Origin of the sequence: Enterobacter asburiae, from assembly GCF_007035645.1 — a bacterium.
Lineage (GTDB): Bacteria > Pseudomonadota > Gammaproteobacteria > Enterobacterales > Enterobacteriaceae > Enterobacter > Enterobacter asburiae_B.
In genome coordinates this window covers 3,828,294-3,841,642 of record NZ_AP019632.1, presented here as the reverse complement: position 1 = coordinate 3,841,642, position 13,349 = coordinate 3,828,294, and the positions used below count along the sequence as shown (strand labels likewise).

General features: G+C 55.0%; 11 protein-coding genes and 1 pseudogene. 11 read left to right on the top strand and 1 reads right to left on the bottom strand.

The window, feature by feature from the left end; all coding sequences use genetic code 11:
* The first annotated feature begins 146 nt into the window (after window positions 1–146).
* The 4 genes from dnaK (at window position 147) to nhaR (ending at window position 5,599) form a co-directional block, all read left to right on the top strand.
* Window positions 147–2,060: a molecular chaperone DnaK gene (gene dnaK, locus FOY96_RS18320; RefSeq protein WP_023310346.1), complete on the top strand. Its 1,914-nt coding sequence runs from the start codon at window positions 147–149 to the stop codon at window positions 2,058–2,060.
* Between the two features lie 87 nt (window positions 2,061–2,147).
* Window positions 2,148–3,293, top strand: a complete 1,146-nt coding sequence (gene dnaJ / locus FOY96_RS18315; RefSeq protein WP_023310347.1) for a molecular chaperone DnaJ — start codon at window positions 2,148–2,150, stop codon at window positions 3,291–3,293.
* Window positions 3,294–3,465: 172 nt separating this feature from the next.
* A complete protein-coding gene (gene nhaA, locus FOY96_RS18310; protein ID WP_039260856.1) occupies window positions 3,466–4,641 on the top strand; it encodes a Na+/H+ antiporter NhaA in 1,176 nt (391 codons plus the stop codon).
* Between the two features lie 58 nt (window positions 4,642–4,699).
* Window positions 4,700–5,599 (top strand): transcriptional activator NhaR, encoded by a 900-nt coding sequence (gene nhaR / locus FOY96_RS18305; protein ID WP_033144600.1) that lies wholly within the window; start codon window positions 4,700–4,702, stop codon window positions 5,597–5,599.
* A gap of 57 nt (window positions 5,600–5,656) precedes the next feature.
* Here the strand turns inward: nhaR and rpsT are convergent, their stop codons facing one another.
* The gene (gene rpsT / locus FOY96_RS18300) at window positions 5,657–5,920 is read right to left on the bottom strand and encodes a 30S ribosomal protein S20 (protein WP_003856458.1); all 264 of its coding nucleotides are present in this window, start codon (window positions 5,918–5,920) and stop codon (window positions 5,657–5,659) included.
* Window positions 5,921–6,021: 101 nt separating this feature from the next.
* On the opposite strand from rpsT, the pseudogene FOY96_RS23155 reads away from it, so the two are divergent.
* The 7 genes and pseudogenes from FOY96_RS23155 (at window position 6,022) to dapB (ending at window position 13,017) form a co-directional block, all read left to right on the top strand.
* Window positions 6,022–6,240: pseudogene (locus FOY96_RS23155) on the top strand (DUF2575 domain-containing protein).
* Between the two features lie 7 nt (window positions 6,241–6,247).
* Window positions 6,248–7,174 carry a bifunctional riboflavin kinase/FAD synthetase gene (gene ribF / locus FOY96_RS18290; protein ID WP_143347543.1) on the top strand — a complete coding sequence of 309 codons (927 nt, stop codon included), beginning with the start codon at window positions 6,248–6,250 and terminating at the stop codon, window positions 7,172–7,174.
* Window positions 7,175–7,219: 45 nt separating this feature from the next.
* Complete coding sequence (ileS, locus tag FOY96_RS18285; RefSeq protein ID WP_143347542.1) at window positions 7,220–10,036, top strand: isoleucine--tRNA ligase; 2,817 nt, start codon at window positions 7,220–7,222, stop codon at window positions 10,034–10,036.
* Window positions 10,036–10,536: a signal peptidase II gene (gene lspA / locus FOY96_RS18280; protein ID WP_033144602.1), complete on the top strand. Its 501-nt coding sequence runs from the start codon at window positions 10,036–10,038 to the stop codon at window positions 10,534–10,536. The genes ileS and lspA overlap by 1 nt, the downstream gene beginning before the upstream one ends.
* Before the next feature lie 52 nt (window positions 10,537–10,588).
* A complete protein-coding gene (gene fkpB / locus FOY96_RS18275) occupies window positions 10,589–11,038 on the top strand; it encodes an FKBP-type peptidyl-prolyl cis-trans isomerase (protein WP_003856450.1) in 450 nt (149 codons plus the stop codon).
* Between the two features lies 1 nt (window position 11,039).
* Window positions 11,040–11,990 (top strand): 4-hydroxy-3-methylbut-2-enyl diphosphate reductase, encoded by a 951-nt coding sequence (gene ispH, locus FOY96_RS18270; RefSeq protein WP_143347541.1) that lies wholly within the window; start codon window positions 11,040–11,042, stop codon window positions 11,988–11,990.
* Window positions 11,991–12,195: 205 nt separating this feature from the next.
* Window positions 12,196–13,017, top strand: a complete 822-nt coding sequence (dapB, locus tag FOY96_RS18265) for a 4-hydroxy-tetrahydrodipicolinate reductase (RefSeq protein ID WP_069303653.1) — start codon at window positions 12,196–12,198, stop codon at window positions 13,015–13,017.
* Window positions 13,018–13,349 lie beyond the last annotated feature (332 nt).

Here is a 13,349-nt window from a genome sequence, read left to right as displayed (position 1 = left end):
ATGGATGCCGTCGCGACCCCATCTTGTAGTCAACCGCAGTGTGTGGACCTGAAAAAAATCAAATCTGGGCAGTTGAAAAAGCACGTTCTGCCCTTATTACAGGTACACAACCACATGTTGACTGAATTTTTAGTGGAGACGTTTAGATGGGTAAAATTATTGGTATCGACCTGGGTACTACCAACTCTTGTGTAGCGATTATGGATGGCACTACTGCACGCGTGCTGGAGAACGCCGAGGGCGATCGCACCACGCCTTCTATCATTGCTTATACCCAGGATGGTGAAACTCTGGTTGGTCAGCCGGCTAAACGTCAGGCAGTGACAAACCCGCAAAACACCCTGTTTGCGATTAAACGCCTGATCGGCCGCCGCTTCCAGGACGAAGAAGTTCAGCGTGACGTTTCCATCATGCCTTACAAAATCATCGCGGCAGATAACGGCGATGCATGGCTTGATGTGAAAGGCACCAAAACTGCACCACCGCAGATTTCTGCTGAAGTGCTGAAAAAAATGAAGAAAACCGCTGAAGATTACCTGGGTGAGCCGGTAACTGAAGCTGTTATTACCGTTCCTGCGTACTTCAACGATGCTCAGCGTCAGGCAACCAAAGATGCTGGCCGTATCGCAGGTCTGGAAGTAAAACGTATCATCAACGAACCAACCGCTGCTGCCCTGGCTTACGGTCTGGATAAAGAAGTTGGCAACCGTACTATCGCGGTTTACGACCTGGGTGGTGGTACCTTCGATATCTCTATTATCGAAATCGACGAAGTTGACGGCGAAAAAACCTTCGAAGTTCTGGCAACCAACGGTGATACCCACCTGGGTGGTGAAGACTTCGATACCCGTCTGATCAACTACCTCGTTGACGAGTTCAAGAAAGATCAGGGCATTGACCTGCGTAACGACCCGCTGGCCATGCAGCGCCTGAAAGAAGCCGCTGAGAAAGCGAAGATCGAACTTTCTTCCGCTCAGCAGACCGACGTGAACCTGCCGTACATCACTGCAGACGCGACCGGTCCTAAACACATGAACATCAAAGTGACCCGTGCGAAACTGGAAAGCCTGGTAGAAGACCTGGTGAACCGTTCAATCGAGCCGCTGAAAGTTGCTCTGCAGGACGCTGGCCTGTCCGTATCCGATATCCAGGACGTTATCCTGGTCGGTGGTCAGACCCGTATGCCAATGGTTCAGAAGAAAGTGGCTGAGTTCTTTGGTAAAGAGCCACGTAAAGACGTTAACCCGGACGAAGCGGTCGCAATCGGTGCTGCGGTTCAGGGTGGCGTACTGACCGGTGAAGTTAAAGACGTACTGCTGCTGGACGTTACCCCGCTGTCTCTGGGTATCGAAACCATGGGCGGTGTGATGACTGCGCTCATCAACAAAAACACCACCATCCCAACGAAACACAGCCAGGTGTTCTCTACCGCTGAAGACAACCAGTCTGCGGTAACCATTCATGTGATTCAGGGTGAGCGTAAGCGTGCGGCGGATAACAAATCTCTGGGTCAGTTCAACCTGGACGGTATTAACCCGGCACCGCGCGGCATGCCGCAGATCGAAGTGACCTTCGACATCGATGCTGACGGTATCCTGCACGTGTCTGCGAAAGACAAAAACAGCGGTAAAGAGCAGAAGATCACCATCAAGGCATCTTCTGGCCTGAACGAAGCGGAAATCGAAAAAATGGTTCGCGATGCCGAAGCTAACGCGGAATCCGACCGTAAGTTCGAAGAGCTGGTTCAGACCCGTAACCAGGGTGACCATCTGCTGCACAGCACCCGTAAGCAGGTTGAAGAAGCAGGCGATAAACTGCCAGCGGAAGACAAGACTGCTATCGAAGCTGCACTGAGCGCGCTGGAATCCTCACTGAAAGGTGAAGACAAAGCGGACATCGAAGCGAAGATGCAGGAACTGGCGCAGGCTTCTCAGAAGCTGATGGAAATCGCTCAGCAGCAGCACGCTCAACAGCAGGCGGGCGCTGACGCTTCGGCGAACAACGCGAAAGACGACGACGTTGTCGACGCTGAGTTCGAAGAAGTTAAAGATAAAAAATAATCGCCCTGATGCAGGGTAATTAATCGGCACGGGCGTAGGAGAACTCTCCACGCCCGTGCTCGCATGTTAAGGGGCTTAAAAAAACCAATGGCAAAGCAAGACTATTACGAGATTTTAGGCGTTCCGAAAACTGCGGAAGAGCGTGAAATCAAAAAGGCGTATAAGCGCCTGGCCATGAAATTCCACCCGGACCGTAACCAGGGTGACAAAGAGGCTGAAGCCAAATTTAAAGAGATCAAAGAAGCCTACGAAGTCCTGACCGATGCACAAAAACGTGCGGCCTATGACCAGTACGGTCATGCAGCCTTTGAACAGGGCGGCATGGGCGGCGGTGGATTCGGTGGCGGCGGCTTTGGCGGCGGCGCTGACTTCAGCGATATCTTTGGCGATGTATTTGGCGACATCTTCGGCGGCGGCCGTGGTCGTCAGCGCGCGGCGCGCGGCGCGGACCTGCGCTACAACATGGAGCTGACGCTGGAAGAGGCCGTTCGCGGCGTAACCAAAGAGATCCGTATCCCGACGCTGGAAGAGTGTGACGTTTGCCACGGCAGCGGCGCGAAAGCGGGCACACAGCCTCAGACCTGTCCAACCTGTCACGGCTCTGGTCAGGTACAGATGCGTCAGGGCTTCTTCGCGGTACAGCAGGCCTGTCCTCACTGTCATGGTCGCGGCACGCTGATTAAAGATCCATGCACCAAATGCCACGGGCACGGTCGCGTTGAGAAAACCAAAACTCTGTCCGTTAAGATCCCGGCTGGCGTCGATACGGGCGACCGCATCCGTCTGGCAGGTGAGGGCGAAGCAGGCGAGCACGGCGCACCGGCAGGCGATCTGTACGTTCAGGTGCAGGTGAAACAGCACGCCATCTTCGAGCGTGAAGGTAATAACCTGTACTGCGAAGTGCCGATCAACTTCGCGATGGCGGCACTCGGTGGCGAAATCGAAGTGCCAACGCTGGATGGTCGCGTGAACCTGAAAGTGCCTGGGGAAACCCAGACCGGCAAGCTGTTCCGCATGCGCGGAAAAGGCGTTAAATCCGTTCGCGGTGGCGCCCAGGGCGACCTGCTTTGCCGCGTCGTCGTGGAAACGCCGGTTGGCCTGAACGACAAGCAGAAACAGCTGCTGAAAGAGCTGCAGGAAAGCTTTGGCGGTCCGACGGGTGAGAAAAACAGCCCGCGTTCCAAAAGCTTCTTCGATGGCGTCAAAAAATTCTTCGATGATTTGACTCGCTAATTCGTTAGCTGGTTTTCATCTTCTCAAAGCCCGGAAGCGATTCCGGGCTTTTTTATTTGCGCGTATAGCTCGGTTAAACTGAGTCTATACTCAACATTAATCTGTTTTTGCCGAGCTATTTGGCTTGGTATTATGGTTTTATCGAGGTATTGTTGTAAAAGAGAGAACGTAAATGAAATTACTACACCGTTTCTTTAGCAGTGAGGCGTCCGGTGGCGTGATCCTGATTATTGCCGCAGCGGCCGCGATGGTGCTGGCTAACCTTGGCATCACGCAGGATCTCTACCATGCATTTCTGGAAACGCCCGTTGAGCTGAAGGTCGGGGCGCTGGAAATTAACAAGAACATGCTGCTGTGGATCAACGATGCGCTAATGGCGGTGTTCTTCCTGCTGGTGGGTCTTGAGGTTAAGCGTGAGCTGGTTCTGGGCTCGCTTGCCAGCCGCCAGCGCGCGGCGTTTCCTGTGATCGCAGCCATCGGTGGAATGGTCGTTCCGGCGTTGCTCTTCCTGGCGTTCACCTGGCAGGATCCTGTTGCGCGTGACGGCTGGGCGATCCCGGCCGCGACGGATATCGCCTTTGCGCTCGGTGTCTTAGCCTTGCTCGGTAGCCGCGTGCCGGTGGCCCTGAAAATCTTCCTGATGGCGCTGGCGATCATCGATGACCTGGGCGCCATTGTGATTATCGCGCTGTTCTACACCAGCGATCTGTCGATCCTGTCCCTGAGCGTCGCCGCCGGGGCGATTGCGGTGCTGGCGCTGCTGAACATCTTCAATGTTCGCCGCATCGGTATCTATATCCTGGTGGGGATGGTGCTGTGGACGGCGGTGCTGAAATCCGGCGTGCACGCCACGCTGGCAGGCGTGATTGTGGGCTTCTTCGTGCCGCTTAAACCGCAGGACGGCAAGTCGCCTGCCAAACAGCTGGAGCATGTGCTGCACCCGTGGGTTGCCTTTATGATCCTGCCGCTGTTTGCGTTTGCCAACGCGGGCGTTTCCCTCGGCGGCGTGACGCTGGACGGGCTGACGTCCGTGCTGCCGCTGGGCATTATTGCCGGGCTGTTTATCGGTAAGCCGCTGGGCATTAGCCTCTTCTGCTGGCTGGCGACGAAGCTGAAGCTGGCGTCATTGCCGCATGGCACCACGTTTTCGCAAATTATGGCCGTCGGCGTGCTGTGTGGAATCGGGTTTACGATGTCGATCTTTATTTCGACACTGGCGTTTGGTACGCATGCGCCTGAGCTTATCGTCTGGGCTAAACTCGGCATTCTCATCGGGTCATTACTGGCCGCGGTAATCGGTTATACCTTGTTGAAGGTGAAGTTGTCCGGACAGGCCGTCCAGGCATAACGGAACACCGGGAGGAGGCGATCCTCCTCCCGATACACACTCAGGGAGAGAAGACGCGATGTCTCATTTAAATTACAACCATCTGTACTACTTCTGGCACGTCTACAAACAGGGTTCGGTGGTGGGAGCAGCAGAGGCGCTCTACCTGACGCCGCAAACCATCACCGGGCAAATCAAGGCCCTGGAGGAGCGTCTGCAGGGCAAGCTGTTCAAGCGTAAAGGGCGTGGGATTGAACCCAGCGAATTGGGTGAACTGGTTTTCCGCTATGCGGACAAAATGTTCACCCTGAGCCAGGAGATGCTGGATATCGTCAACTACCGCAAAGAGTCGAACCTGCTCTTTGACGTGGGCGTGGCGGATGCGCTGTCCAAGCGGCTGGTGAGCGGCGTGCTGGATGCGGCGGTAGTTGAAGACGAGCAAATCCACCTGCGCTGCTTTGAATCCACCCACGAGATGCTGCTGGAACAGCTGAGCCAGCACAAGCTGGACATGATTATCTCGGACTGCCCGATTGACTCCACCCAGCAGGAAGGGCTGTTCTCGGTGAAGATTGGCGAATGTGGCGTGAGCTTCTGGTGTATCAACCCGCCGCCGGAGAAAACTTTCCCGGCCTGCCTGGAAGAGCGTCGCCTGCTGGTGCCTGGGCGACGCTCAATGCTCGGACGCAAGCTGCTGAACTGGTTTAATTCGCAGGGGCTGAAGGTAGAAATCCTCGGTGAGTTCGACGATGCGGCGCTGATGAAAGCCTTTGGCGAAGCGCATAATGCGATCTTCGTTGCGCCGACGCTGTACGCGCACGATCTCTATTCAGACGACAAGATTACGGAGATAGGCAGAGTGGATAACGTGATGGAGGAGTATCACGCCATATTTGCCGAAAGAATGATTCAGCACCCGGCGGTGCAGCGAATCTGCAACCGTGACTACTCGGCGCTGTTTACGCCACCGGCAATCTGAAGGCATAAAAAAACCCGCGTTAAGCGGGTTCTTTAAACAAGCAACAACAAGTAGCGATTAAGCCAGTTTGTTGATCTGCGCGGTCAGGTTTGCTTTATGACGCGCTGCTTTGTTTTTGTGGATCAGACCTTTAGCAGCCTGACGATCCACGATTGGTTGCATTTCGTTAAATGCGTTCTGCGCTGCAGCTTTGTCGCCTGCTTCGATTGCTGCGTATACTTTCTTGATGAAAGTACGCATCATAGAGCGACGGCTTGCGTTGTGCTTACGAGCCTTTTCAGACTGAACGGCACGTTTCTTAGCTGATTTGATATTAGCCAAGTCCAACTCCCAAATATGTTCTATGTGGACAATTCAAAGGCCGAGGAATATGCCCTCTTTGCCTTCTTTTGTCAATGGATTTGTGCAAATAAGCGCCGTTAATTAGCGACGCTACGTTACGTAGTGATGGCGCAGGATTCTACCAGCTTGTCTTCCCTGAATACAGCCTTTCGGCATAAAAATCGCAGTTCACGAGCAGATTTTTTCGCTGCGAAAGGTCAGCCTGATGAAATCATTACGGCTTTCTGTTTTGCGCGAACAATCGCCGGTTAACCTTAACCGCTGTACAAGGTATACTTTGGCGATTTTCACTGTTTTGAGCCAGACATGAAGCTGATACGCGGCATACATAATCTCAGCAGCGCGCCACACGGGTGCGTGCTGACTATTGGTAATTTCGACGGCGTGCATCGTGGTCATCAGGCGCTGTTGCAGGGATTGCGAAAAGAAGGGGAGGCCCGTGGCCTGCCCGTTGTAGTGATGATTTTCGAGCCGCAGCCGCTGGAATTGTTCGCGGGCGATAAATCTCCCGCCCGACTCACTCGCCTGCGCGAGAAATTGCGCTATCTGGCGGAGTCCGGCGTGGACTATGTATTGTGTTTACGTTTCGATCGTCGCTTTGCCGCGCTGACAGCACAAAATTTCGTCAGCGACCTCCTGGTTAAGCGTCTTGACGTACAGTTTCTTGCCGTGGGCGATGATTTCCGCTTTGGCGCTGGTCGTCAGGGCGATTTCTTGCTATTACAGAAGGCTGGTCTGGAGTACGGATTTGACGTTACCAGCGCGATGACCTTCTGCGAAGGCGGCGTGCGCGTCAGCAGCACGGCGGTGCGTCAGGCGCTGGCTAATGATGACCTGGACACGGCAGAAACCCTGCTGGGGCATCCGTTCACCATCTCTGGCCGCGTGGTCCATGGCGATGCGCTGGGCCGCACGATAGGCTTCCCGACGGCGAATATACCGCTGCGTCGTCAGGTTTCCCCGGTTAAAGGGGTGTATGCGGTGGAAGTGGCAGGACTGGGCGATAAGCCGTTCTACGGCGTCGCCAACATTGGCACGCGTCCGACCGTCGCCGGTGTGCGTCAACAGTTAGAAGTGCACCTGCTGGACGTTGTAATGGACCTCTATGGTCGCCATATAGATGTGATACTGCGTAAAAAAATACGCAACGAGCAGCGATTTGGTTCGCTGGATGAACTAAAAGCGCAAATTGCGCGAGATGAATTGACGGCCCGCGAGTTTTTTGGGCTTTGAACCCGGCTTAACTGCCTACGTGATAAATACGGAACCGAGAATCTGATGAGTGACTATAAATCAACCCTGAATTTGCCGGAAACAGGGTTCCCGATGCGCGGCGATCTCGCCAAGCGCGAACCGGGAATGCTGGCGCGTTGGACCGATGATGACCTGTACGGCATCATTCGTGCAGCCAAAAAAGGCAAAAAAACCTTCATTCTGCATGATGGCCCTCCATATGCGAATGGCAGCATTCATATTGGTCACTCGGTTAACAAGATTCTGAAAGACATTATCGTGAAGTCCAAAGGCCTCACGGGATATGACTCGCCTTACGTTCCTGGCTGGGACTGCCACGGTCTGCCAATCGAGCTGAAAGTGGAGCAAGAGTTCGGCAAGCCGGGTGAGAAGTTCACCGCCGCCGAGTTCCGTGCGAAGTGCCGCGAATACGCAGCCACGCAGGTTGACGGTCAGCGCGCTGATTTCATCCGTCTGGGCGTGCTGGGCGACTGGTCGCACCCATACCTGACCATGGATTTCAAAACTGAAGCCAACATCATCCGTGCGCTGGGTAAAATCATCGGTAACGGCCACCTGCACAAAGGCGCTAAGCCGGTGCACTGGTGCGTGGACTGCCGCTCTGCGCTGGCAGAAGCGGAAGTTGAATATTACGACAAAACCTCTCCGTCTATCGACGTGGCGTTCAACGCTGTCGATCAGGATGCGGTGAAAGCCAAATTTGGCGTCTCCTCGGTAAACGGCCCGATCTCTCTGGTGATCTGGACCACCACCCCGTGGACCCTGCCGGCGAACCGTGCGATCTCCCTGTCCGGTGAGTTCGAATACGCGCTGGTTCAGATTGACGGTCAGGCGGTTATCCTGGCGAAAGATCTGGTTGAGAGCGTGCTGAAGCGCGCGCATATCAACGATTACGCCGTACTGGGCACCGTGAAAGGCGACGCGCTGGAGCTGATGCGCTTCAAACACCCGTTCCTGGACTTCGACGTTCCGGCGATCCTGGGCGACCACGTGACGCTGGAAGCGGGTACCGGTGCGGTACATACCGCCGGTGGCCATGGTCCTGACGACTACAACATCAGCCTGAAGTACGGTCTGGAAATCGCTAACCCGGTTGGCCCGGACGGCTCTTACCTGCCTGGCACCTACCCGGCGCTGGACGGTATCAACGTCTTCAAAGCGAACGACATCATCGTCGACATGCTGCGCACCAGCGGCGCGCTGCTGCACGTTGAAAAAATGCAGCACAGCTATCCGTGCTGCTGGCGTCACAAGACCCCGATCATCTTCCGTGCGACCCCGCAGTGGTTCGTCAGCATGGATCAGAAAGGCCTGCGCGAGCAGTCTCTGAAAGAGATCAAAGGCGTGCAGTGGATCCCTGACTGGGGCCAGGCGCGTATCGAATCCATGGTGGCTAACCGTCCTGACTGGTGTATCTCCCGTCAGCGTACCTGGGGCGTGCCGATGTCTCTGTTCGTACATAAAGAGACGCAGGAGCTGCACCCGAACACCCTGGAACTGATGGAAGAAGTGGCGAAGCGCGTCGAAGTTGACGGCATTCAGGCGTGGTGGGATCTCGACTCCCGCGACATCCTGGGCACTGACGCAGACAACTACGAGAAAGTGCCGGATACCCTGGACGTGTGGTTCGACTCCGGGTCTACCCACTCCTCCGTGGTTGACGTGCGTCCGGAATTTGCCGGTCACGCTGCCGATATGTATCTGGAAGGGTCTGACCAACACCGCGGCTGGTTCATGTCATCTCTGATGATCTCCACCGCCATGAAGGGTAAAGCGCCTTACCGTCAGGTACTGACTCACGGCTTCACCGTGGATGGTCAGGGCCGTAAGATGTCCAAATCTATCGGTAACACCGTTTCTCCGCAGGATGTGATGAACAAGCTGGGCGCAGACATTCTGCGTCTGTGGGTGGCCTCTACCGATTACACCGGCGAAATGGCGGTGTCTGACGAGATCCTGAAGCGTGCTGCCGACAGCTATCGCCGTATCCGTAACACCGCGCGCTTCCTGCTGGCGAACCTGAACGGGTTCGATCCGGCAAAAGACATGGTGAAACCGGAAGAGATGGTGGTGCTGGACCGCTGGGCGGTAGGCTGCGCGAAAGCGGCGCAGGAAGATATCCTGAAAGCCTATGAGTCTTACGACTTCCACGAAGTGGTGCAGCGCCTGATGCGCTTCTGCTCCATCGAGATGGGCTCGTTCTACCTCGACATCATCAAAGACCGCCAGTACACCGCGAAAGCGGACAGCGTGGCGCGTCGTAGCTGCCAGACCGCGCTGTTCCACATCGCAGAAGCGCTGGTGCGCTGGATGGCGCCGATCATGTCCTTCACCGCGGATGAAATCTGGGGCTACCTGCCGGGCGACCGTGAGAAGTATGTGTTCACGGGCGAGTGGTACGAAGGTCTGTTCGATCTCTCCAGCACCGAAGCGATGAACGATGCCTTCTGGGACGAGCTGCTGAAAGTGCGTGGCGAAGTGAACAAGGTTATCGAGCAGGCGCGCGCGGACAAGAAAGTCGGCGGCTCTCTGGAAGCGGCAGTTACGCTGTATGCCGAACCGGAGCTGGCGGCGAAGCTGACGGCGCTGGGCGATGAATTACGATTTGTCCTGTTGACCTCCGGTGCGAAAGTTGCGGATTATGCCGAAGCTTCTGCTGATGCTCAGCAGAGCGAACTGCTCAAAGGACTGAAAGTCGCGCTGAGCAAAGCCGACGGTGAGAAATGCCCGCGTTGCTGGCATTACACCACTGATGTTGGCCAGGTGGCGGAACACGCAGACATCTGCGGACGCTGTGTAAGCAACGTCGCCGGTGACGGCGAAAAACGTAAGTTTGCCTGATGAGTAAAACTCTCTGTTCAACAGGACTGCGCTGGCTGTGGCTGGTTGTGGTGGTGCTGATTATCGATCTGGGCAGCAAGTTCCTGATCCTCCAGAATTTTGCTCTGGGGGAGACGGTTCCGCTGTTCCCGTCGCTTAACCTGCACTACGCGCGTAACTACGGCGCAGCGTTTAGTTTCCTTGCCGACAGCGGTGGCTGGCAGCGCTGGTTCTTTGCGGGTATCGCTCTCGGTATCTGCGTGATCCTCGCGGTGCTGATGTACCGCTCGAAGGCCACGCAAAAGCTGAATAACATTGCCTACGCGCTGATCATTGGCGGCGCGCTGGGCAACCTGTTTGACCGTCTGTGGCACGGCTTTGTGGTCGATATGATCGACTTCTACGTCGGCGACTGGCACTTCGCGACCTTTAACCTGGCCGATACGGCAATTTGTATCGGTGCGGCGTTAATCGTGCTGGAAGGCTTCTTGCCTAAACCGGCCGCGAAAGAGCAGGCGTAACACACTCGCCCGGTGGCGTAATGCTACCGGGCAAAACAAGCGAGCAATTTGCATGTCTAAATCCGTACAGAGCAACAGCGCGGTTCTCGTTCACTTCACGCTGAAGCTGGATGACGGCTCCACGGCCGAATCCACCCGCAATAACGGCAAACCGGCCCTGTTTCGTCTTGGCGATACCTCCCTGTCTGAAGGTCTTGAGCAGCAGCTTCTGGGCCTGAAAGAGGGTGAGAAAAAAGCCTTTTCGCTGGAGCCGGATGCCGCGTTTGGCGTGCCGAGTCCGGACCTGATCCAGTATTTCTCGCGCCGCGAGTTTATGGACGCGGGTGAACCGGAGATCGGAGCGATTATGCTCTTTACCGCTATGGACGGCAGCGAAATGCCTGGCGTGATCCGCGAGATCAACGGCGACTCTATTACCGTTGACTTCAACCATCCGCTTGCCGGGCGTACCGTTCATTTTGATGTTGAAGTGCTGGAAATCGATCCTGCACTGGAGGCCTGAAATGCAGATCCTGTTGGCTAACCCGCGCGGCTTCTGCGCCGGTGTAGACCGCGCTATCAGCATTGTTGAAAACGCGCTGGAGATTTACGGCGCGCCGATTTATGTGCGTCACGAAGTGGTGCACAACCGCTACGTGGTCGACAGCCTGCGCGAGCGCGGCGCCATCTTCATTGAACAAATCAGCGAAGTGCCGGACGGTGCGATCCTGATCTTCTCCGCGCACGGCGTCTCTCAGGCGGTACGTAACGAAGCAAAAAGCCGCGATCTGACCGTATTCGATGCCACCTGCCCGCTGGTGACAAAAGTGCATATGGAAGTGGCTCGCGCCAGCCGTCGTGGTGAAGAGTCGATTCTGATTGGCCATGCCGGTCATCCGGAAGTCGAAGGCACCATGGGCCAGTACAGTAACCCGGAAGGAGGGATGTATCTGGTTGAGTCGCCTGAAGATGTCTTTACGCTGAACGTGAAAAATGAAGCCCGTCTGTCGTTTATGACCCAGACAACGCTCTCCGTAGACGATACCTCAGACGTGATTGACGCACTGCGTCAGCGCTTCCCGAAGATCGTTGGCCCGCGTAAGGATGATATCTGCTACGCGACCACTAACCGTCAGGAAGCGGTGCGCGCACTGGCTGAACAGGCGGACGTGGTGCTGGTAGTCGGCTCCAAAAACTCGTCTAACTCCAACCGTCTGGCCGAACTGGCGCAACGCATGGGGAAAGCGGCTTTCCTGATTGATGATGCGTCGGATATTCAGGAGGCGTGGGTTAAGCACGCGGGCTGTGTCGGCGTGACGGCCGGGGCGTCTGCGCCAGATATTCTGGTACAGAACGTCATTTCTCGTCTGCAGGAACTGGGCGGTGGCGAAGCGGTGCCGCTGGAAGGACGTGAAGAGAACATTGTTTTTGAAGTCCCGAAAGAACTGCGCATCGACGCCCGCGAAGTCGAATAGTCCTTTTTCTGATGAAAGGCCAGCACCTCCTGTGCTGGCCTTTTTTTTACCCGTTACTTTATCGTGACGACAAAATCATGTCTTTTACTGATATTTAAGTCGGTTTCACGTTAAATTCTAATTATCGGTGTTTTCAGTTGGCAGTGCTTCTCAAGGCTGGTTAATCTGAAAACGGTTTACATCATTTTAACGTAAGAGAATAACTATGCATGATGCACAGATCCGTGTCGCCATTGCGGGCGCGGGTGGACGTATGGGCCGTCAGCTTATTCAGGCGGCACTTCAGATGGATGGCGTCGCGCTTGGCGCGGCACTGGAGCGTGAAGGTTCGTCGCTTCTGGGAACCGATGCCGGTGAGCTGGCGGGCGCAGGCCACACGGGCGTTACCGTGCAAAGCAGCCTGGAGGCGGTAAAAGAGGACTTCGATGTATTCATCGATTTTACCCGCCCGGAAGGGACGCTCACGCATCTGGCGTTTTGTCGTCAGCACGGCAAGGGGATGGTGATCGGTACCACCGGTTTTGACGATGCGGGCAAGCAGGCTATCCAGGATGCATCAAATGAGATTGCGATTGTCTTCGCGGCAAACTTCAGCGTGGGCGTTAACGTCATGCTGAAGCTGCTGGAGAAGGCCGCGAAGGTGATGGGCAACTATACCGATATCGAGATCGTAGAAGCTCACCACCGTTACAAAGTTGATGCGCCATCGGGTACGGCGCTGGCGATGGGCGAAGCGATTGCTCATGCACTTGATAAAGATTTAAAAGACTGCGCGGTCTATACCCGTGAAGGTTACACCGGCGAACGCGTTCCTGGCACCATTGGCTTCGCAACCGTGCGAGCGGGTGACATCGTCGGCGAACACACGGCGATGTTCGCCGATATTGGCGAACGCGTCGAAATTACGCATAAAGCCTCCAGCCGAATGACGTTCGCCAACGGCGCCGTACGTTCCGCCTTGTGGCTTAAAAACAAGAAAGATGGCCTTTTTGATATGCGAGATGTGCTCGATCTCAACAATTTGTAAGCATTATTACCCATCGTGATGTGGTTATTGCAGTCGTAATTGTTTGATTGCATAGGGCAATATTTTATTGCCCTTTTATTTTATCTGTTTCATGGATTATTTTTGCTTAACCCTCTGAATATCTATCTCTTGTGGTGTTTTAACGTTACTGAAATGTAAATTTTGACCATCTGGTCCACTTTATAGTGCTGCGCTAGCTCATTTTTCATTAAACCTGGCACGCAAGCGTTTTCCGCAGTGATTTACCTGATCTTTTTGTCGCTTAAGCCGCAATCCACTCGCCAGGCTTGCAAAAGAGTAAACAAAATATCCGTTTTAAGTTGACTTTTACC

Excerpts from the sequence above, each read along its gene's own strand:
- dnaK (WP_023310346.1), top strand. The coding sequence starts at position 147 with ATGGGTAAAATTATTGGTATCGACCTGGGTACTACCAACTCTTGTGTA.
- dnaJ (WP_023310347.1), top strand. The coding sequence starts at position 2,148 with ATGGCAAAGCAAGACTATTACGAGATTTTAGGCGTTCCGAAAACTGCG.
- nhaA (WP_039260856.1), top strand. The coding sequence starts at position 3,466 with ATGAAATTACTACACCGTTTCTTTAGCAGTGAGGCGTCCGGTGGCGTG.
- nhaR (WP_033144600.1), top strand. The coding sequence starts at position 4,700 with ATGTCTCATTTAAATTACAACCATCTGTACTACTTCTGGCACGTCTAC.
- ribF (WP_143347543.1), top strand. The coding sequence starts at position 6,248 with ATGAAGCTGATACGCGGCATACATAATCTCAGCAGCGCGCCACACGGG.
- ileS (WP_143347542.1), top strand. The coding sequence starts at position 7,220 with ATGAGTGACTATAAATCAACCCTGAATTTGCCGGAAACAGGGTTCCCG.
- lspA (WP_033144602.1), top strand. The coding sequence starts at position 10,036 with ATGAGTAAAACTCTCTGTTCAACAGGACTGCGCTGGCTGTGGCTGGTT.
- fkpB (WP_003856450.1), top strand. The coding sequence starts at position 10,589 with ATGTCTAAATCCGTACAGAGCAACAGCGCGGTTCTCGTTCACTTCACG.
- ispH (WP_143347541.1), top strand. The coding sequence starts at position 11,040 with ATGCAGATCCTGTTGGCTAACCCGCGCGGCTTCTGCGCCGGTGTAGAC.
- dapB (WP_069303653.1), top strand. The coding sequence starts at position 12,196 with ATGCATGATGCACAGATCCGTGTCGCCATTGCGGGCGCGGGTGGACGT.